Here is a 21,215-nt window from a genome sequence, read left to right on the forward strand (position 1 = left end):
CACTCCGGTTATTCTGTGTTTGCGGGCGTGGGTGAACGTACTCGTGAGGGTAACGACTTCTACCACGAAATGACCGACTCCAACGTACTGGACAAAGTTTCCCTGGTTTACGGCCAGATGAACGAGCCACCAGGTAACCGTCTGCGCGTTGCGCTGACCGGCCTGACCATGGCTGAGAAGTTCCGTGACGAAGGTCGTGACGTACTGCTGTTCGTCGATAACATCTACCGTTATACCCTGGCCGGTACCGAAGTGTCCGCGCTTCTGGGCCGTATGCCATCGGCGGTAGGTTATCAGCCAACGCTGGCGGAAGAGATGGGTGTTCTGCAAGAACGTATCACCTCTACCAAGACCGGTTCAATCACCTCTGTGCAGGCCGTTTACGTTCCTGCGGATGACTTGACTGACCCATCACCAGCCACCACCTTTGCTCACTTGGATGCAACCGTGGTACTGAGCCGTAACATCGCTTCTCTGGGTATCTACCCGGCCGTTGACCCACTGGATTCTACCAGCCGTCAGCTGGATCCGCTGGTAGTTGGCCAGGAGCACTACGACGTAGCGCGTGGCGTGCAGTCTATTCTGCAACGCTATCAGGAACTGAAAGATATTATCGCCATCCTGGGTATGGACGAGCTGTCAGAAGATGACAAGCTGGTTGTATCCCGTGCGCGTAAAATCCAACGTTTCCTGTCTCAGCCGTTCTTCGTGGCAGAAGTCTTTACCGGTTCTCCGGGCAAGTTCGTATCGCTGAAAGACACCATCCGTGGTTTCAAAGGCATTATGGACGGCGACTATGACCACCTGCCGGAGCAGGCGTTCTACATGGTTGGCACCATTGAAGAAGCAGTGGAAAAAGCCAAGAAACTGTAACGCCTTGAGAGGAGGGTGATATGGCTATGACTTACCATCTGGATGTGGTCAGCGCGGAAAAACAGATGTTTTCCGGCCTGGTGCAGAAGATCCAGGTGACAGGCAGCGAAGGCGAACTGGGGATCTTCCCTGGCCATGCGCCGCTGCTGACTGCCATCAAGCCTGGCATGGTGCGTATTGTTAAACAGCACGGTGAAGAAGAGTTCATCTACCTGTCCGGCGGTATCCTTGAGGTACAGCCGAGCGTGGTAACCGTGCTGGCGGACACTGCCATCCGTGGAACGGACCTCGACGAAGCGAGAGCGCTGGAAGCTAAGCGTAAAGCTGAAGAGCACATCCGTAGCTCTCATGGCGATGTCGACTATGCTCAGGCATCTGCTGAACTGGCGAAAGCGATCGCGAAACTGCGCGTTATCGAGCTCACCAGAAAAGCGATGTAAACTCCCGCGTTGCCTGCAGCGTGTGGAAATAAGAAAGCGGCCCCTGTGGGTCGCTTTTTTTTTGTTTTAAAATAAGCGTTTCAACCGGCTAGGCATTGTGCTGTATTAGCGCTTCCAGTGGAATTAATCGTCGCCGATCGCCGACAGTTTTTTCGCAGTTGAATGAGAATACTCCGGATAATGGCAGGCTTAGAGCCACGGGGCCTGCACCGGATTCGTGTAGAGAAATATGTAGTAATTCCGTCTGCAAACGGGTTTACTTTCGTCCATCAAAATGGAGTTATCAGGTTGCTTATGTCTAACAGTGCATTAAGCGTGGTTATCCTCGCCGCGGGCAAGGGAACACGCATGTATTCCGACCTTCCCAAGGTGTTACATCCGCTGGCGGGTAAGCCAATGGTGCAGCACGTCATTGATGCCGCCATGAAATTAGGGGCTAAAAACGTCCATTTGGTCTACGGCCATGGCGGCGAGCTGCTGAAAAGCACTCTGCGCAATGATGCACTAAACTGGGTATTGCAGGCCGAGCAGTTGGGAACCGGTCATGCCATGCAGCAGGCGGCACCGCATTTTGCTGATGATGAAGACGTACTGATGCTGTATGGCGATGTGCCACTGATCGCCGTCGAAACACTGAAACGTCTGCTGGCAGTTAAACCTCAGGGGGGGATTGGCCTGCTGACGGTGAAACTGCAAGACCCGAGTGGTTATGGTCGTATCGTGCGTGAAAATGGCAATGTGGTAGGCATAATCGAACATAAAGATGCCAGCGATGAGCAGCGCCAGATTAATGAGATCAACACCGGCATTCTGGTGGCCAACGGTCGCGATCTGAAGCGCTGGCTGGGCAAGTTGAATAATAATAACGCGCAGGGTGAATTCTATATCACCGATATCATTGCTCTGGCTCATGCCGAGGGTAACAGGATTGAGGCGGCACACCCGGCGCGCCTGAGCGAAGTTGAAGGCGTGAACAACCGCCTGCAACTGTCGCAGCTTGAACGCGTGTATCAGGCCGAGCAGGCAGAGAAGCTGCTGCTGGCTGGGGTGATGCTGCTGGATCCGGCACGCTTCGATCTGCGTGGCGTGCTGGAACATGGCCGTGATATCTCCATCGATGCCAACGTGATTATCGAAGGCATGGTCAAGCTGGGTAACCGCGTGAAGATCGGTGCTGGCTGCGTACTGAGAGACTGCGTGATTGGCGACGACTGCGAGATCAGCCCTTACAGCGTGCTGGAAGATGCGCTGCTGGAAGCCGCCTGTACCGTTGGTCCGTTTGCCCGTTTGCGCCCTGGTGCTGAACTGGCGGAAGGTGCCCACGTTGGCAACTTCGTGGAAATCAAGAAAGCCCGTCTGGGCAAAGGCTCGAAAGCCGGTCATTTGAGCTATCTGGGCGACGCCGAGATTGGCGACGATGTGAATATCGGTGCCGGTACCATCACCTGCAACTACGATGGTGCCAACAAGCATAAAACTATTATCGGCGACGGCGTGTTTGTCGGTTCGGACACTCAGTTGGTGGCTCCGGTCACCGTAGGCAAAGGGGTGACGATCGCTGCCGGTACCACGGTGACTCGCGATATTGCGGATAATGAGCTGGTATTGAGCCGGGTCAAGCAGGTGCATATTCAAGGTTGGGAGCGCCCAACCAAGAAGAAGTAACACCCCTCACCCCAACCCTCTCCCACAGGGAGAGGGAGCTGTTAGCCCTGCTTTGTTGGGATAGCAGGGGGTAATCTTAGCAACCGCGATCGCCCCTTCAACCAAGGTGAATCAGCCGGTGCTAATGTAGAAGATGTAAGTTCAGACTCTCTCGATCGGTCCCCTATCCCTGTGGGAGAGGGTTAGGGTGAGGGCGTCACTGTTTTGCTCTGTACTTTCGCTAAAGAGCACAGAGCAAAACATAATAATCCCCATTCTCTACAGGCTCGGGGAAGCACGGTAAAACCGGCAAAAATCAGGTCAAGGCATCGCAAGTGCCCTGAAAGGCACTTAATTAGGAATACGACTAATGTGTGGAATTGTAGGTGCAGTAGCGCAACGTGATATCTCAGAAATCCTGTTGGAAGGTTTACGTCGTCTCGAATATCGTGGCTATGACTCAGCGGGTCTGGCTGTCGTTGATAGCGAGGGGAACGTCAGCCGTCTACGTCGTGTCGGCAAAGTACAAAAACTGGCTGAAGCGGCAGAGCAACAGGATCTGCATGGTGGTACCGGGATTGCCCATACCCGTTGGGCTACGCACGGTGAACCTTCAGAGGCGAACGCGCATCCTCATGTTTCAGATTACATCGCGGTAGTGCATAACGGCATTATCGAAAACTATGAACCGCTGCGCGAACAGTTGATTGAGCGTGGTTATCATTTCAGTTCTGAAACCGATACCGAGGTGATTGCTCACCTGGTGCATTGGGAACAAAAGCAGGGCGGTACGCTGCTGGAAGTGGTTCAGCGTGTGATCCCGCAACTGCGTGGCGCTTATGGCACCGTGGTGATGGACAGCCGCGATCCGAGCGTATTGGTTGCTGCCCGTTCAGGTAGCCCGCTGGTGATTGGCCGTGGCGTGGGCGAAAACTTCATTGCCTCCGACCAACTGGCCCTGTTGCCGGTAACTCGCCGCTTTATCTTCCTGGAAGAAGGCGACGTGGTAGAAGTGACCCGCCGCACCGTCAACATTTTTGACAAGCAGGGTAATGCTATTGAGCGCCCAGAGATCGAATCTCAGGTGCAATACGACGCCGGTGACAAAGGCGCGTACCGTCATTACATGCAAAAAGAGATTTTTGAGCAGCCAATGGCGCTGAAAAACACCCTTGAGGGGCGTTTTAGCCATGGCAAGATCGACCTGAGTGAGCTTGGCGCGCACGCCGACGAACTGCTGTCAAAAGTTCAGCACGTGCAGATCATCGCCTGTGGGACTTCCTACCACTCCGGAATGGTGGCGCGTTACTGGTTCGAGTCACTGGCCGGCGTGCCTTGTGATGTCGAGATCGCCTCTGAATTCCGTTATCGCAAGTCAGCGGTACGTCCGGGCAGCCTGATCATCACCCTGTCTCAATCCGGTGAGACTGCTGATACGCTGGCAGCGCTGCGCCTGTCCAAAGAGCTGGGTTATTTGGGTTCTCTGGCCGTGTGCAACGTGGCCGGTTCTTCCCTGGTGCGTGAATCCGACCTGGCGTTGATGACCAAGGCCGGTACCGAAATCGGTGTTGCCTCCACTAAAGCCTTTACCACTCAGCTTGCTGTGTTGTTGATGCTGGTGGCGCGTCTGGGCCGTCTGAAAGGGATGGCGGAAAGCGTAGAACATGACATCGTGCATGGCTTGCAGGCGTTACCTGCGCGTATTGAGCAGATGTTGTCACTGGATAAGAGCATCGAAGCGCTGGCAGAAGGTTTCTCTGACAAGCATCACGCACTGTTCCTTGGCCGTGGCGATCAATACCCGATCGCGATGGAAGGGGCGCTGAAGCTTAAAGAGATCTCCTATATCCACGCTGAGGCGTACGCCGCCGGTGAACTCAAGCACGGCCCGCTGGCATTGATCGATGCCGACATGCCGGTGATCGTGGTTGCGCCTAACAACGAGCTGTTGGAGAAGCTTAAATCCAATATCGAAGAGGTGCGCGCCCGTGGCGGTCAGCTGTATGTGTTCGCCGATCAGGATGCCGGCTTTGTCAGCAGCGAAGGGATGACCATCATCCAACTGCCGCACGTGGAAGAAATAGTCGCACCGATCTTCTACACCGTGCCGTTGCAGTTGCTGTCTTACTACGTGGCGCTGATCAAAGGCACCGATGTGGATCAGCCACGTAACCTGGCGAAGTCCGTTACTGTGGAATAATCGCTAACCTTCCTGCTGTGAATACCGTGTTGGGTTCAACACGGTATTTTTTTATCTTCATTGTCGCTATTGACGCTATGATTGGCTGGCGATACAGCAGGGAATGGGTTGGCAATGAATATTTTGATTACTGGAGCACGGGCTCCTGTCGCGATTGAGTGGGCGCGTATTGCGTTGCGCAGTGGGCACCGTGTCTGGTTAGCAGATAGCCTGAAATGGCCGCTGGGCCGCTTTTTACAAGGGATTGAAGGTTATCTTCGGCTTCCCTCCCCACGCCAGGACCTTGCCGGTTATCAACGGCAGCTGCAAGGCTATCTCGACCAACATGACATTGGGCTGCTGATCCCCACCTGCGAAGAGATCTTCTATCTCTCACAGGCATTTGCTGCGTATATCGGGCCCACCGAGTGGCTGTTACCCGAACGGCGGTTGCTATTTGAGCTGCATCATAAGTACCAAAGCCTGAGCCTGTTAACGGGATTGGGGGAAGTGCGGACTCCCGCAACCCGATTGTTGACCTCCTGCTCGCAAATTGCCGACGACCCCCAGACCATTTTGAAACCGGTTTATTCGCGCTTTGGTCGTAAAGTGATCCGCACGCCAAAGCCTGATTTGTTGAACGATCGGCAGCTCAACGAGCATATTCCCTGGGTCCAGCAGCAGAAATTAAACGGCGTGGCATTGTGCAACTATGCCGTGTTTGAGCACGGCAGGCTAATCGCGCATCAGGCTTATCAACCCAAATACTGCTTCAATCAGGCCGCAGGCAGCTACTTTGTTCCCTATCAGGATCGGCGGCTGGACGATTTTGTCCGTCAGTTTGGGGAAAAAACCGGCTTTCATGGCCAGGTGGCTTTCGATTTTATCGAACAGGACGGGGTGATTTTTGTTATCGAGTGTAACCCCAGGGCCACCAGCGGCCTGCATTTGCTGGGCGCTCAGATGTCGATTGCTGCCGATGGGCAATTGCAATACCTGCCAGCGCCGCCCAAGGCGGGACATGTAGGAGTGATCGTTCTGTTATTCTTTGCCCGGCAGGCTTGGCGCGATAAGCAGCTGGCGACGTTATGGCGGGATTTTCGCCAAGCGCCAAATCTGCTCAACGATCAACGTTGGCCGATCGGTGCCGGAGCGCAGTGGTGTGCTCTGCTGGAAATGGGATACCGCAGCTTACGCTATCGGCGGCCCCTCACCGATGCCAGCACCTTCGATATCGAGTGGGACGGCTAGCATGGAGCCAGTTAATCATTGGCAACGCCTGCAAGTGACTCTGTTGCAACAGCCCGGCATGATCGCCAACCTTCAGACATCGTTAACCGAGTATCAGCAGGATGGCGTCTGGATACCGGCGACGGTCAATGATTACGTGCCCGGTAATTGCTACGTGGTTTCCCCGTTGGCACTGATCGTCGATTATGCTCGGGATGAGATTATCAAAATCGATAACGGCGCGTTGCGGGTGCTGTGCAACGGGCTGACGCTGTTGCTGAAATGGCCTCTATTGCTGGCGCATGTCGATCGGCTTCAGGTGCTGAATAATCAGTGCCTTTCCACCAATATGACCAGCAGCGATTGGCAATCCCTGGATACCGACATACTGCGGCAACAGGCATTGCAGCGCTATCCCCTGCATACTTTGATGATCCGTTCTCTTAATGGACAGCAGACCCCCGATCTATTGGCACGGCTCTCCCGGCAAGGTTGGTTGCCTATCGTCAGCCGTCAGGTTTATTGTCTGGACGATCCTTTACGCTGGTGGGGTAAAATCAATGCGCGCCGGGATGACAAATTACTGCATCAGAGGGGATGGGAGTTCAAACGGCTATCTGCCGATGACCCAGAGCAAATGCAGTGTGCCGAACGCCTGTATAACCAGCTCTACCTGGAAAAATACAGTCGCCAGAATGTGCAGTTCACCGCCGGTTATTTATCTCAGGCCTCGCAGCTTGGCTTGTTGCAACTGTACGGGTTGTTCCACCAGCAGCAAATGGTGGGGGTGTTGGGAATGGTTCAGTTAGAACAGACGGTAACGGTGCCGATCGTCGGCTATCGAACGGAATTACCTGCATCATTGGCGCTATATCGTCGTCTGATCGCCTTTGCGTTACGCTACACCATGAAGCACAAGCTGTTTCTCAATTTGAGTTCCGGTGCGCCGGATTTTAAGCGGTTGCGGGGTTGCCAACCGGTGATTGAGTACAGCATGGTTTATGTCCGGCACCTTAACGGCTATCAGCGTGGCGTCTGGGCGGTGATCTCCTGGCTTTCCCGCCAGGTCTATCAGCCATTACTGAGGCGCTATAAGTTATGACCCGCCCGACTTTCCCTTACCCACATTTACAGCGCTACTGGTATCCGGTGTTATCGCAAAAGCAGCTGGGCCAGAGGCCTCACGCTATTCAGCTGTTGGATCGTCAGTTGGTTCTAGTACGGCTGGCAGGGAAAGTTTGCTGTTTTCTCGATAGTTGCCCGCATCGTTTGGTCCCCCTATCTTTGGGCCATGTGGAACAGGGGCGTTTACAGTGCTGCTACCACGGTTGGCAATTTGATGACCAGGGCGAATTGCGACATACGCCGGGCAGCCAGCAACCAGCCTGCTGTGCCCGGCTACAGCGTTTTGCGGTGAAGGAGTTTCAAGGGCTTATCTGGGTCAGACTGCAAGAGGATGACGGTAGCGCCCCGCTGGTTGCGATGCCTGAAATTAACGGGATGTCGTATCGCCAGGAATACCGCCAGGTTGACTGTGGTGTGTTCCATACGGCCGAAAATTTTCTCGATCCCTGTCATACCCCTTATATCCACCGCAAGCTGTTGCGCCAATCGGGGAAACAGGCCATGACGGTGACGCAGCAAGTTGATATAGAAGAGATCGTCACCGATTACGCTTTACATCAACGGCAAAACGGCTGGATTAACCGATTGTTCGATCGCGGAATCGATCGTAACCTGGCCCGCTTTACGCTGCCGGGCATGATCGAGTTGGATTATTATCAGCAGCAGCGGCTGGTGTTTAAAACGTTGCTGTATTTAATCCCGCATCAGGCTGGGCGTACCGGCATGTGGGTTCGGATCTATCTTCCCCGTTCGCGCGCGATGCCAGACGGTTTGCGCTTTGCCCTGCTGCGGCCGTTTTTGAATCTGCTGTTTCGTCAGGATGGCCAAATCCTGGCTATCCAGCAGCAGGCGCAGCAACGTTATGGTGAGCGGTATCTGTTCTCGCCGACGGACATGGTGGCCAAGCCATTATGGCAACTGCTGCACGGAAAGCATCCGCAGGCGAGTCAGGCTCGTGATATCGAGCTTTAACGTGGCTGAAAAGGTAGCGCTCCAGCCCCTGTTTCAGAATCTGATTTCGGCCTCCAACCCAATAGAATAGGCTTTCTCACTGCGAGGGCTGTGGGGGCTGCTGGCAGAGGCAAAGCGTTTGGATGGTGAGAACATCCCGACGATAGCCTCAACCTTGGTGTTATCCGTTGGCTTCCACCCTAAAACCATATCGACTCCGGATCCCAGGTAGCGGGTATTCTGGCGATCGTATTTGCTGGATAACGCTGTCTGGTTGTTGGCAAAATCGCTTAGTCTGGCCTGGTGATAACGGTGGTAGACGACGTCCAGGGTTGCCTGCTGGGAGAGTTCCATTCCCAAGCTCGCGGTGAAGATATGGAGGTTTGTCAGATCCGGATTTAATGTTTCCCCGTATATTTTGAATTTGGTACTGCCGCCCAAGGTGGCCTCGTTGGAGTGCAAACCCGTTTGCCGGTAATCTTGGCTACCGAAGGCATAGCCTAGCGTCACTCGTGGTTGTAGCGCCCGATCTTCAAATCGATAGGTTCCCCCCAGATCGACCGCATAACCTCGTTTATCGCTATCTGATTGATGTTTTTCAGACATACCCAGCTCAACCCAGTGCTGCAGTCCCTTTTTGGCCGGGTTATGGGAGCGCAGGCCGATATTGAGCTGCCGATCGTAATTATCGCCATGGTATTGGGCGACGGTATAAGCCCCCATTTGCCACTTATTCGCTATTTTTTTGCGTAGTATCAGGCTACCGATATTCACCGGCTCGGTACTGCGGGTGGAGCGATCGAGCAAATCTTTCTGCCAGTAGTTAACCCTGCCACCCAGCGCCTCCAGGTGCCAGTCACCCAGCTTGCTCTGCGCAACAATCCCATCCAGATTTTCATCAAACAGCCACTCGCGTTCATCACGGTACAGCCAACGCCCCAGACGAAAGTGGGTATAAGGAATAATATTCTCTGCCAAACCCACGTAAGCCTGATTCAGCTCCAGCTTGGTCTGCCTTTCCGGCTGTGCCGCCGATTTTCGTTTGGTTTTGCGTTGCCATTCGATTTCCGCACGGCCATAAATCGGGTTATTTTCCATCACCCCCACATTCATCCGCAGTGACGGCTCTTGGGCCAGTTCGTTTTCTCTTTTATCCCCGTGCCTTAATTTTTTGTTGCGCAGATTATACAGCTCCATCTTGGCCCGGAGATTGATACTGATGACCTTCACGGGCTTGGGGCCTTGGGTTGGTCGTTTGGTGTCGTTATGGGTATCAACAATTTCAATCTGATCGTGGCTATCCAGTTGGAGAAGACCAGGGATGTCCTGTTCTATGATGGCCGCCAACAGCGCGTTTTTTTCCCGCTCTTTAAACCAGCGGCCTGGCACCTCATCCGCCAAGGAAAAAAGCGGTGTTAATAACAACCCCAGCCCCATCGCGTGGGTAAAACGATCGCATTGCGTCAACATATCCCTATTCCTGTTTTAATTCCTTAGCCAGGGCTTGTTCACACACAGCGATCAACGTCGCCGTGGTGTGGTGCCGCTCGGTAAACTGCGTGCTTAGAAAAATATGGCGGGCTAACGCCAGGGTGGTAAATGCCATAACGGATCGCGGATCCACCTCCGGCGAATCAGTGAGAAAAGCGGCGGTAAAAGCCTGCTCATGGCTATCTAACGCATGCATATCGCCATACTGGCGTAACGCCAGTTCACGCACATGTGCCAGATAGTTGCCAGCATCCAGAGCTGGGGCACTGGTGCAGCACAGATCAAAATCCAACAGGGTAAACCGTAGAGGGTGTTGGTTACTTATCAGGACCTGATCGGGGTAAAAATCACGGTGGACGCAGGACGTTTTTTCCCTGTTCAACGAAAGGCTTAGGCGTTCACAAGCACGCAACAGGCGAATAAGGTGGGCTTGCCAATAGGGATATAATGTTGCCACTTGGTGCAAGCCTTTGCGCAATACCGCCAGTTCGTCGGCGATACGCCACGTTTTTGCCGCTACGGCAAGTTGTAGCCCTTGATGCTGGTGTAATGCGGCCAAAGCCTTACCCACCTGTGTTCCCAACTCGGCTAGCCGCGGCTCGTTGGGCATGAGCCGTTCGGTTAATGCAACGGCATTGACCTTACGTTGCAGCCAAATATTCCACTCGGGCAGCAGGGCCAGTGGCTCGGGGACGGTGAAAGGGGCTGTGTCATGCCAACCTTGTCGCCAAAGGAGTTGTTGATAGTCAAAGGCGGCACGGTTTACTCCCTTTTTACTGTATTTCCCCAATACCTCATGCAGTTGGTCTGGATCGGCGATCTGATAGTGGATAAGGGCGCGCCGGCCAGGCTTATGCCGTGTAATCCTGCAAGCCTGTAACCGGCTTTGTGGCGGCAGGTTCAATGCCGCGATCAGCGGGTGTGCCATGATCGATGGGGTACTGAGTTGCACCAGCAACTTTTCCGGTGGTGGAGAGACCGGCGAGGTGGTCTGGGCTAGCAGTTGTTGTACACGATTGAGTAATGCCTCGATCTGCTCTGGCCAATCTGTAGCCCTTACGCGAAAGGGCTCTGTCGCCAGACACATTAGCGCCCAGGCCGCATACCAGGCCAGAGCCGGCTTCTCCATCGGGCTGGTACGGGCAGCCGAGTAACCGGACAGAAAAGCGCTCATCACGGCGTCAACGGAGGGATATTGCAGGGTTTTATCAATAGCCTGGAGCTCTAAACGAGCCTGAAAGGAGGCTAAATCCATTAGGGGAACGCCGTAAGTACAACGATCCCAATCGATAATCTGCAGTGCGCCACCGTCGGCGGGTTTCACCACCTGATCGGCGGAAAAATCACCGTGGATCAGTACCGGTTGGATCCGGCAAGCCATCAGGTATTGAGCAATTTGGCTGGCTAACTCACGATAGCGTACGGCACCCGACGGATAGATAACGGTAAGGATATTCAACACGCGCCATAACGCCTGGATGTTCTCATTGTTGCCTGATGCCTGGGGAAGCGAAAACGGCGTGCTGTGGACCTGAGCCAAGGCGCTACCTGCTGCCTCCATGGCGCTCAGAGAGAGCGTTCCGCTATGTTCTGGCCCCAGGCTCTCACCCGCGATCCAACGCGTTGCCAGCATCTGCTGATTGCCGAGGCAGCCAAGCAATGAGATATGGCCTAAAGCCGCGCCTACCGCCGTTCCCTGTAGCATTCGCCCATACTCTTTGGCACTGGCGCAGCGCAGTATGGCTATGGGTTCATTGTGATAAGAGAGTTGGATGATGCTACGGCGCTCTGGTTTATAGCGTAGAAAACGCCAGTCGATATGCTCCACCTCGTTGAAAGAGGGCAAAAGCTGGCGTAATAACGCCTGGCGTGTCTCGTCATGTTTGAGTAAATGCAAAAAACGCAGGGTACGATCGTGTAGCGGATGTTGTAGCAGGATGGCATTCGCGTGCAGAGCCTGAGGAGCATCTGGATCGCCAGCGGCGATCAGTGCCTGGCGCTTGGGGTGTTGCCAGGACTGAATAAACCGCTCGGCGGTCAACGCTTTGGCAAAATAGGTTTTGCGCTGTTGTGAACCCAGCGTCACGGTCAGGCTTGCGGCACAGCTGTTGCCGGGTTTATAGCGTAAATAGTCTAGCGTAACGGATCGGGCATCTTGCAAGGTGGGCAGACCCCGTAGCGCCTGGAGCAGGGCGTCGTTATCCAGCAGCAGTGCCAAACCGGGTAGCTGGAGATCCTGAGCGATGATGCGAAGATCGGCTGCATGTTTTGTCATAGGGGTTATTTTGCCTCCTGGCTTGATTCAGACTGGCCGTTGTAACTGCCACAACTCCCAATAACGGCCCTGCTTGGCCAGCAGCTCGTCATGTGTACCTTGCTCAACGATCGTTCCCTGGTCCAGAAACAGGATGCGATCGGCTCTGCTGGCGAAAGAGAGGTTGTGCGTAATGACCAGGCTGGTGCGGTCATGCATCAACCGTGACAGGGCTTCTATGACGGCATTTTCGTTTTTGCTGTCCAACCCGACGCCTGGTTCATCCAGTATCAGGATTGAATTTTGTCTGATGGCAGCCCGGGCGATGGCAATGCGCTGGCGTTGCCCACCAGACAGTGAGCTTCCTCTCTCGCTGATGACGGTGTCGTACCCCTGCGGCAGGGCCATGATAAATTCATGGGCATTGGCCAGGCGCGCGGCCGCGATTGTCTGTTCCTCTGTGACCTCGCTATGGGCTGCCAGATTGATATTCTCGCGAACCGAGACGCCAAATAGCAGGTTATCTTGCGGAACATAGCTTATCCGCTGGCGAATGCTGTTGAGGGTATAATCGCGAATATCCCGGCCACCGATCTCGATGCGCCCAGAGCCTGGATCGTACAGGCGCAGCAACAGGCCGATCAGGGTGGACTTACCCGCGCCAGAAGGTCCGGTTACCGCCATGCTTTGACCTGCGGGGATATAAAAGCTGGCCCCTTGCAGCGTCTGTCTGAACTCCGCCGCTGTTGTTGTTTGATAGCTGAAATGGATATTGTCAAAACGGATATCCCCACGCGTGGCGGCCAATTCGCCCGCATTGGGGCGCTCTACGATCGCTGGCTGGTGGTGCAGCAGATCGACGATACGCTCTCCTGCCGTGATCGCTTTTGATAAGCGCCCGGTGTACTTGGCGTATTCTCTAACCGGACGAAAGGTATTCTTCAGATAGGACAGGAAGATCAGCAGATCGCCCGGCGACATGCGGCCAGCCAGGACTTCCATGGCGCCGTTTAACAACACTAATCCGGTGGTGAACGCGATCAGAATATCTACCCGGCGTTCCAATCCGGCGGACAGACGCTTGGTTTGCACGTTCTGTTGTAGGCTTTGCGCATCGTCGCCGCGAAAGCTTTTCATCGTCGCCGACTCCAGCGACAAGGCTTGCACCGTCGCAATGCCACCTAGGTATTCGGCTGCCTTGGCGGCCAAAGCCCCTTCCCGTTTACGCTGCCCGCGGCTGACGTGGCTGATTTTCTGGCTGGCACTGCGGGTCATCCACACCAGTAATAGCAACGGCAGCAGGGCGATCAGCGTCAGCTTCCAGTCGAGGAACAGCATAATGCCGAGCATGCCTAACAGGATCACGATGCTCGACAATAGCGGCATGAGTGCGGTAACGGTCACTTCGCGCAGCATGGCTATGTCGTTAACCAGGCGCATCGTCAAATCGCCGGTTCTGGCCTGATGATGAAACTTGAGGGGAAGGCGTAACAGATGGGCAAACAGATCCAGGCGGATCTCGCTGAGCACTCGGCTACCTGCCAACGCCAGGCCAATGGTGCTGAAATAGCTGATGGCTGCCTTGAGGATGGCAATCACGAAGACGCCACCTGCGCACAACCACAGCCCGGTCTGGATGCTCCAGTCACCATAAGTGGCCAGCTTGCCGGACACGGGTTTGTCTGAGACCTCTGCCAAAATGAGATCGATGGCAAACGCCAACGGCCACGGCTCCAGTAAACGTATGCCGGATGCCAGCAACAGCGCCAGAAAGGCGCTTTGGATCAACCTTCGCTGTTTGCGGATATAGGGCAGGAAGAGACGCAACATCTTCGCGTTATTGTGGCTATTCACTTCAGGCCCGCCAAACGCCAGATTTGCGCTGTAATGCTCTGCCAACTCTGGTTTTGTTCTACCTGTTGCCGCCCGGCATCTCCCAGCCGCTGGCAGAGCGGAGCATCGTCCAACAGGCGCTCAATCGCGATGCACAGCGCCAGGGTATCATCCGGCGGGACCAGCAGCCCGGTCTTTCCTTCTGCCACCACCTCAGGCAAATGTCCGACCCGGGTGGTGATCACCGGTAACCTGGCGGCCATGTACTCATAGATTTTCAGCGGTGAGAAATAGAACCCGGCCAACTGCGGATAGGGGGCGACGGCAATGTCCATCGCTGCCAGTAACCTTGGCACGCTGGCATGATTGACCGCACCGGAGAAATAGCAGAAAGAGAGTAACCCATACTGCGTCAATTGGGCACGCAGCTGCGGATATTCGGGGCCATCACCGACGATACAAAGCCGGACAGGGCGGCCGTGCTGGTGCAGGAGGTGAAAGGCTTCAACCAGGGTCTGCACCCCATGCCAAGGTTTCAGTGAACCCACAAAACCAATCACCGCCGGATTATTGCGTACCGTTTTCCGTGCTGGGTATCTTGCCGGATCGACGCCGTTGGCCACCACATGAACCTTACTCCCAGACTCTGGGAAGTTCTCCAGCCAGGTTTTCACCCCAGAGGATACTGCGATGATAGTATCGGCGTTCGTGAGCACCTGGCGTAATGTCTGCTCGGCTTCCTGCTCCAGGGGGAGTTGCCGATATTTACGCTGTTCTTCGATCAATGGGGCATTCACTTCCAGAATACCGGTGATGCCTGATTTACGGGCAAAGGTCATACCCGCATGGCTCCACAAAGAATAACGCTCATAGACCACATCATAAGGCCCGGTGAGCGCCAACTGTTCGGTCACCCAGCTATTGGCTCCCAATGCCTGCCGCGCACGTTCTTCTTCTTGGGTATTAGGTGACACGGACGGCAGTGGCTTAATTTTGATCTCTTTAAACTCAGCGGGCACCGGCCCGCCAAAGCGTTGGGCAAACAACGTAATCGTCATCCCCTGAGCCAGTAAGGCACGTAGCACTTCCTGAATATGTATCGATGCGCCTTTATGGCCAAATACTGGAATGCCGGGATCGGCACAGAGATAAGCGACCTTCACGATAAGCCCCCTTGGGTAGCAGGTATGGGGTGAGCATTGGCTCGAAAGATAGCCCGTAGCTGGGTGGTGTTTTTGTCGATGTCATAGTGCTGCTCGATACGCTCTCTGGCCCGTAGCGATAAAGCAAGACCGGTGGGAGGGTCATCGAGCAGTTGTAACATGGCTTTGGCGAGGGCATGCGGATCCTGAGGAGCGACGCAAAGCCCGGTTTCACCTTCAGTGACCAATTCGGGGATACCCGCGACCCGCGTTGAGATAACGGGGGTTCCCAGCGCCATGGCTTCCAGCAGGATGGTTGGCAAGCCATCCCGATCGCCCTCTTCACTCACGACACAGGGCGCCACTACCATCGCGGCATTTTGCATGGCATAAATGATGCCGGGCTGAGGTAATGAACCCGCCAAAGTGACCCGGTGTGCTATTCCTGCGGCTTGAATCTGTGCTGCCAACGCATCTTGTAACGGGCCATAACCCACGATCGTTGCGCGAAATGCAACGCCGCGTGAATGTAGCAGGCTCAGTGCTTCAATCAGGGTGTCGAAACCTTTCTTGGCGACCAGGCGGCCAACCGCCAAAATATGGCGGGTTTGGTTGGCGGGTGCCTGATAAGGAAATTTCGCCAGATCGATGCCGTTATAGACCCTGATTGCCTTATCGGCATCTTGGCCGTAAACCTGTCTGAGATAGGCCAGGTTGTAGTCGGAAACCGTGATCGCCTGGGCGCTATCGCGTAGCTTGCGGGCCATATCTGTGGTTTCCTCATACGGGTAGTAAATATCTTTGGCATGGGCGGTGAAGGTATAGCTGACCCCGCTCAGGCTGGCTGCCAGCCGTGCGACGGTGGTGGCGCGCGTGGCGAAATGGGCATGCAGGCACTGTATACCTTGTGCACGTACCGCCAGGGCCAGCATGATGGCCTGGGCAAACTCATGAACGTTGTGGTGTTGTGCCAGGAACAGGTTGTTGGCAAAGTCGGGCAGTTGCTGATGAGCCTGTTGCAATAGCGCCCAAAAGCTTTCGCCATTGCGCTGCTTGTCGTTGAGCCGTGTAACAGGTGCCCGCACTTCGGCAATATCGTGCTGGAAGTGGGGTTCATCCACTGGGCCAAGAGCAAAAATAGCGACTTTTGCTCCGGCACGTTCATGCGCCAGGATCTCGTTCACCACGAAGGTTTCGGAAAAGCGGGGGTAACGTTTTACGACGTAACCCACATAAATCGGCAGTGTTTGTGGGTCAGATTTCATCGAACGTCTCCTGTCTGGTTTTTGCTACAGCGTTGCTGGATTGGAACAGTGCTTTAACTTTGTGGGTAAAGGCCCCCAGCCCATTAAAATTCAAAACATGACGTGGGTTTTGCGGCGTGCTTTGTTCTGCCAGCCAGTGGTTGAGGATCGGTAGACTCAAGTGGTCAGGATGTAGGCAAGACACCAGTTGCATCTCCGCCAACCGACTTGCGCGCAGCCATTGTTCCTGGCGAGGGGTAACGCGGGGGACGATCAAGGCACGCTTGTGGAAGGATAAGATTTCCGTAGTGGTGTTATAGCCCCCCATGGCCACTAGGCATTCCGCCTGACGCAATAACTCCAGAGGCTCGGCAACAAATCGGACCACCAGCAGGTCATGACGCTTGGCAGCGATCCTTTGCAGCTCTTCCCGTTGCTCGGCGGGCATCATTGAACCGGTAATCAACACTCCCATCATGCCGGTGGGAAAGGTGGCGTTGGCAAACGTAGTGGCCAGCTCAACACCATCCTGGCCTCCGCCCACCAGGCAAAGCGCATAGGGTTGCCGGATACCGGGCACGATTGCCTGGGGTTTGGCCTGCTGGCGTGGGCGACGGGTAGCATCCAGGTAACCAAGAAAAGAAATTTTTTGGCAGGTATCACCATCAAAGCGATAAGCCTGAGCTAAATTATAAAATGACTTATCGCCATATATCCAAATAGAGGAAAAGTAATTACGAATAGTCTCAATATTATTTAATTTATCCCATTGTCGCCGTACGGTCGCAGGATCGTCAACAATATCACGTAGGCCTAGCACCAAGTGGGTACCATTCTTTACCAGTATAGGTAATACGCTGTCCAATTCTGACATCGCGCCTCTGGGAACGTTGTCGACAATAAAAACATCAGGTTTAAATGTTTTCATTGCCGCTTGAATAATGTCTGCTCTCAGGGATGTCAGGCGCTGGACATCCCTGCCTAGCGAGCGAGGTAAATACTCGCCTTCAGCACTTTTAAAATAGGTTGGTAGGGTGATAATGTCCGCCCCTTTGGGCAAGTTAAAGCTACCGGACTCATGGACGCCGCTGATTAATAGCACCTCGGTTTCCGGCATTGCGGCCAATAACTCACTGGCCAGCAACAGGTTCCTGCGTACATGCCCTAGCCCCATCGTGTCATGGGAATAAAAAACGATTTTTGGTACCGGATATTCACGCATTTAGCACTCCCTACTGTAAATCCCTTTATCCTTGAATAGGGATTGTCTCTATTTTAAATAAATGCCTAGGTATGATTGTGAGTGAAAATTTACGTTGATCATGCATGGTGTAATAATTTTAATAATCTAACCTACCGCTACGGCCATCTGCAATTATTTTATTTTTGTTGAGTTTTGGTTTATTGACTTTTTCGATGTCATTAGTTAGCTGTTATCAGGGTTTTTATTTGGGAATATACTGATTATTGGTGGGTGTTGGGTTGTTGTTGGTAATGATTTAATGTTTTTTTTCTAATCTTCAGTCAGCGCCATTTAGGTCAGAAAGAATAGCGATGCGGCTGTTTTTTTACGGGTTGTCAGGGCATTTCTCCTAGGGACGATTGCGGCATTATCTGACAAACGGTGATTATCCTAGAGAGATAAGCTAATTACTCATTATTTACAGGAATGCTCCTTTTGTTGTTGTGCGAACCGTTGTCATAAAAATGTCATATTTCGTACATTTTACTGTCACCAAACTGTCCTATTTTCCCTCCTGCAGCAATACTTACTCTGATGAAAACGACCCAAGGTCGATTTTGAAATATCCCATTAGGAGGGATTATGAAACTGATGCGTACCACCGTCGCCAGTATTGTGGCAGCGACTTTCTCTTTGGCCTCTGTGTCCGCCTTCGCTGCTGCTAGCCTGACCGGTGCAGGTGCGACATTCCCCGCTCCGGTGTATGCCAAGTGGGCAGATTCTTATCAGAAAGAAACCGGCAACAAGGTTAACTATCAGGGGATTGGTTCCTCTGGTGGTGTGAAGCAAATCATCGCCAACACCGTTGACTTTGGTGCTTCTGATGCCCCGCTGTCCGATGAAAAACTGGCTGCGGACGGCCTGTTCCAGTTCCCTACCGTGATCGGTGGCGTGGTGCTGGCGGTGAATATTCCGGGCATCAAATCCGGTGAGTTGACTCTGGATGGTCAAACCCTGGGTGATATCTACCTGGGCAACATCAAAAAATGGAATGATCCGGCAATCGTCAAACTGAACCCGGGCGTCAAGCTGCCGGATCAGGCAATCGCTGTGGTGCGTCGTGCTGATGGTTCCGGGACTTCTTTCGTTTTCACCAGCTATCTGGCCAAGGCTAATGCGCAGTGGAAAGAGAAAATTGGTGCAGGCTCAACCGTTAACTGGCCAACCGGCCTGGGCGGCAAAGGCAACGACGGTATCGCCGCGTTCGTTCAGCGTCTGCCTGGCTCTATCGGCTATGTTGAATACGCTTACGCCAAGCAGAACAACCTGGCCTACACTAAATTAGTGTCTGCTGATGGCAAAGCGGTTAGCCCAACCGAAGAGAGCTTCAGCGCCGCAGCCAAAGGCGTGGATTGGAGCAAAACCTTCGCGCAGGACCTGACCAACCAGAAAGGCGACAACGTCTGGCCAATCACCTCCACCACCTTCATCCTGGTGCACAAAGAGCAGAAGAAGCCTGAGCAGGGCGCAGAAGTGCTGAAGTTCTTCGACTGGGCTTACAAGACCGGTGCCAAACAGGCCAGCGATCTGGATTATGCCGCCTTGCCTGCCGAAGTGGTTGAGCAAATCCGTGCTGCCTGGAAGACCAACATCAAAGACAGCTCCGGTAAGGCCTTGTTCTAACAACGCAGGGGGTGCGGCAGACCGCGCCTCAACCTGACTGTCGGGGCCTGGCGTGCCGGGCTCTCCAAGCTTTAAACAGAAGAGTAATCTATGGCTGAGTACAAGCCGACCATGAAAGCACCGGGTAAAAACGGTGACATCATCTTCAGCGCGCTGGTCAGACTGGCGGCGCTGATTACCCTATTGTTGCTGGGCGGCATCATCGTTTCGCTGATTATCGCCTCCTGGCCAAGCATGCAGAAGTTTGGTTTTGCCTTCCTGTGGACCAAAGAGTGGGATGCGCCAGCCGAACAGTTTGGTGCGCTGGTACCGATCTACGGCACGGTCGTCACCTCGGTAATTGCACTGATTATCGCCGTACCAGTCAGCTTTGGTATTGCCCTGTTCCTGACAGAGTTGGCACCTAACTGGCTCAAGCGCCCATTGGGGATCGCGATAGAACTGTTAGCGGCGATCCCGAGTATCGTTTATGGCATGTGGGGCCTGTTCGTGTTTGCTCCACTGTTTGCCCAATATTTCCAGACCCCGGTGGGGGAAGTGTTGTCCGGTATCCCGATCGTTGGCGAGCTGTTCTCCGGCCCGGCGTTTGGTATCGGTATCCTGGCTGCCGGGGTGATCCTGGCCATCATGATTATTCCTTACATTGCGGCGGTAATGCGCGATGTGTTCGAACAAACCCCGGTGATGATGAAAGAGTCGGCCTATGGTATCGGCTGCACCACCTGGGAAGTGATCTGGCGCATCGTGCTGCCGTTCACTAAAAACGGCGTGATCGGCGGTGTGATGCTCGGCCTGGGGCGCGCCCTGGGGGAAACCATGGCGGTGACCTTTATTATCGGTAACACCTACCAGCTCGACAGTTTCTCGCTGTTTATGCCGGGCAACAGCATCACCTCGGCGCTGGCCAACGAATTCGCTGAAGCGGAATCTGGGCTACATACCTCTGCATTGATGCAATTGGGCCTGATCCTGTTTGTGATCACCTTTATCGTCCTGGCGCTGTCGAAGTTGATGGTGATGCGCCTGGCCAAGCGTGAGGGCCGCTAACATGGCAACGATGGATATGCAAAACCCGGTGGCGCTGGCGGAAAGCCGCCGCAAAATGCAGGCCTGGCGTCGGCAGAAAAATCGTCTGGCGCTGTTGCTGTCGATGGCGACCATGGCCTTCGGCCTGTTCTGGCTGGTGTGGATCCTGTTCTCGACCATCACCAAGGGCATCGACGGCATGTCGCTGGCGCTGTTTACCGAAATGACGCCGCCGCCGAATACGGCGGGTGGTGGTCTGGCTAACGCTATCGCCGGTAGTGGCTTGCTGATCCTGTGGGCAACCATCTTCGGTACTCCGCTGGGCATCATGGCGGGGATTTATCTGGCGGAATACGGCCGTAAATCCTGGCTGGCGGAAGTGATCCGCTTTATCAACGATATTCTGTTATCCGCACCCTCGATCGTTGTGGGCCTGTTCGTTTACACCGTGGTAGTGGCGAAAATGGAACACTTCTCCGGTTGGGCCGGGATTATTGCGCTGGCTCTGTTGCAGATCCCGATCGTGATCCGCACCACCGAGAACATGCTCAAGCTGGTACCGGACACGCTGCGTGAAGCGGCCTATGCGCTGGGGACACCGAAATGGCGCATGATTTCTGCCATTACGCTGAAGGCGTCGGTCTCCGGCATTATCACCGGCGTGCTGCTGGCGATTGCGCGTATCGCCGGGGAAACCGCCCCGTTGCTGTTTACCTCGCTGTCGAATCAGTTCTGGAGTACCGACCTGATGCAGCCGATCGCCAACCTGCCGGTCACCATTTTCAAGTTTGCCATGAGCCCGTTTGCCGAATGGCAACAGCTGGCCTGGGCCGGGGTGCTGTTGATCACCCTGTGCGTACTGTTACTGAATATCCTGGCGCGTGTGATTTTCGCCAAGAAAAAGCATTCATAAAAAT

Annotated in this window: 16 protein-coding genes; 10 read left to right on the top strand and 6 right to left on the bottom strand. The window is 54.2% G+C overall.

The genetic code is table 11. The features are described from left to right. From atpD to ACLQ7H_RS27870, 7 genes are all read left to right on the top strand, one after another. Window positions 1-873, top strand: an 873-nt coding sequence (gene atpD, locus ACLQ7H_RS27840; RefSeq protein ID WP_411755466.1) for a F0F1 ATP synthase subunit beta, incomplete at its 5' end; no start/stop codon positions are given. A gap of 20 nt (window positions 874-893) precedes the next feature. Further along, window positions 894-1,313 carry a F0F1 ATP synthase subunit epsilon gene (locus tag ACLQ7H_RS27845; protein ID WP_004933814.1) on the top strand — a complete coding sequence of 140 codons (420 nt, stop codon included), beginning with the start codon at window positions 894-896 and terminating at the stop codon, window positions 1,311-1,313. A gap of 294 nt (window positions 1,314-1,607) precedes the next feature. Beyond that, window positions 1,608-2,978: a bifunctional UDP-N-acetylglucosamine diphosphorylase/glucosamine-1-phosphate N-acetyltransferase GlmU gene (glmU, locus tag ACLQ7H_RS27850; RefSeq protein ID WP_411755467.1), complete on the top strand. Its 1,371-nt coding sequence runs from the start codon at window positions 1,608-1,610 to the stop codon at window positions 2,976-2,978. A gap of 349 nt (window positions 2,979-3,327) precedes the next feature. Continuing rightward, window positions 3,328-5,157: a glutamine--fructose-6-phosphate transaminase (isomerizing) gene (glmS, locus tag ACLQ7H_RS27855; RefSeq protein WP_411755468.1), complete on the top strand. Its 1,830-nt coding sequence runs from the start codon at window positions 3,328-3,330 to the stop codon at window positions 5,155-5,157. 114 nt (window positions 5,158-5,271) lie between these two features. Then, on the top strand, window positions 5,272-6,387 hold the full coding sequence (locus ACLQ7H_RS27860; protein ID WP_411755469.1) for a hypothetical protein: 1,116 nt from the start codon (window positions 5,272-5,274) through the stop codon (window positions 6,385-6,387). Window position 6,388: 1 nt separating this feature from the next. Continuing rightward, window positions 6,389-7,468: a GNAT family N-acetyltransferase gene (locus tag ACLQ7H_RS27865; RefSeq protein WP_411755470.1), complete on the top strand. Its 1,080-nt coding sequence runs from the start codon at window positions 6,389-6,391 to the stop codon at window positions 7,466-7,468. Next, window positions 7,465-8,463, top strand: coding sequence for a Rieske 2Fe-2S domain-containing protein (locus ACLQ7H_RS27870; RefSeq protein WP_411755471.1), 999 nt, complete (start codon window positions 7,465-7,467; stop codon window positions 8,461-8,463). The genes ACLQ7H_RS27865 and ACLQ7H_RS27870 overlap by 4 nt, the downstream gene beginning before the upstream one ends. Before the next feature lie 33 nt (window positions 8,464-8,496). Here ACLQ7H_RS27870 and ACLQ7H_RS27875 read toward each other — a convergent pair whose 3' ends face one another. The 6 genes from ACLQ7H_RS27875 to ACLQ7H_RS27900 are packed head-to-tail and all read right to left on the bottom strand — an operon-like array spanning window position 8,497 to window position 17,628. Further along, complete coding sequence (locus ACLQ7H_RS27875) at window positions 8,497-9,912, bottom strand: alginate export family protein (RefSeq protein WP_411755472.1); 1,416 nt, start codon at window positions 9,910-9,912, stop codon at window positions 8,497-8,499. A 4-nt stretch (window positions 9,913-9,916) separates the two neighbouring features. Then, entirely contained in the window at window positions 9,917-12,208 is a 2,292-nt protein-coding gene (locus ACLQ7H_RS27880; RefSeq protein WP_411755473.1) for a phosphotransferase, read from the bottom strand. 27 nt (window positions 12,209-12,235) lie between these two features. After that, window positions 12,236-14,041, bottom strand: coding sequence for an ABC transporter ATP-binding protein (locus ACLQ7H_RS27885; protein ID WP_411755474.1), 1,806 nt, complete (start codon window positions 14,039-14,041; stop codon window positions 12,236-12,238). Next, window positions 14,038-15,183: a glycosyltransferase family 4 protein gene (locus tag ACLQ7H_RS27890; protein ID WP_411755475.1), complete on the bottom strand. Its 1,146-nt coding sequence runs from the start codon at window positions 15,181-15,183 to the stop codon at window positions 14,038-14,040. The genes ACLQ7H_RS27885 and ACLQ7H_RS27890 overlap by 4 nt, the downstream gene beginning before the upstream one ends. Beyond that, window positions 15,180-16,427, bottom strand: coding sequence for a glycosyltransferase family 4 protein (locus tag ACLQ7H_RS27895; RefSeq protein WP_411755476.1), 1,248 nt, complete (start codon window positions 16,425-16,427; stop codon window positions 15,180-15,182). The genes ACLQ7H_RS27890 and ACLQ7H_RS27895 overlap by 4 nt, the downstream gene beginning before the upstream one ends. Next, entirely contained in the window at window positions 16,417-17,628 is a 1,212-nt protein-coding gene (locus ACLQ7H_RS27900; RefSeq protein WP_411755477.1) for a glycosyltransferase family protein, read from the bottom strand. The genes ACLQ7H_RS27895 and ACLQ7H_RS27900 overlap by 11 nt, the downstream gene beginning before the upstream one ends. Before the next feature lie 603 nt (window positions 17,629-18,231). On the opposite strand from ACLQ7H_RS27900, the gene pstS reads away from it, so the two are divergent. The 3 genes from pstS to pstA all read left to right on the top strand — a co-directional run bounded on the left by pstS (window position 18,232) and on the right by pstA (window position 21,211). Then, window positions 18,232-19,272, top strand: a complete 1,041-nt coding sequence (pstS, locus tag ACLQ7H_RS27905) for a phosphate ABC transporter substrate-binding protein PstS (RefSeq protein WP_411755478.1) — start codon at window positions 18,232-18,234, stop codon at window positions 19,270-19,272. A 90-nt stretch (window positions 19,273-19,362) separates the two neighbouring features. Next, the gene (pstC, locus tag ACLQ7H_RS27910; RefSeq protein WP_024484694.1) at window positions 19,363-20,319 is read left to right on the top strand and encodes a phosphate ABC transporter permease PstC; all 957 of its coding nucleotides are present in this window, start codon (window positions 19,363-19,365) and stop codon (window positions 20,317-20,319) included. Window position 20,320: 1 nt separating this feature from the next. Continuing rightward, window positions 20,321-21,211: a phosphate ABC transporter permease PstA gene (gene pstA / locus ACLQ7H_RS27915; RefSeq protein ID WP_411755479.1), complete on the top strand. Its 891-nt coding sequence runs from the start codon at window positions 20,321-20,323 to the stop codon at window positions 21,209-21,211. Window positions 21,212-21,215: the final 4 nt, after the last annotated feature.

The sequence above is a fragment of the Serratia sp. (in: enterobacteria) genome, assembly GCF_046715635.1.
Lineage (GTDB): Bacteria > Pseudomonadota > Gammaproteobacteria > Enterobacterales > Enterobacteriaceae > Chania.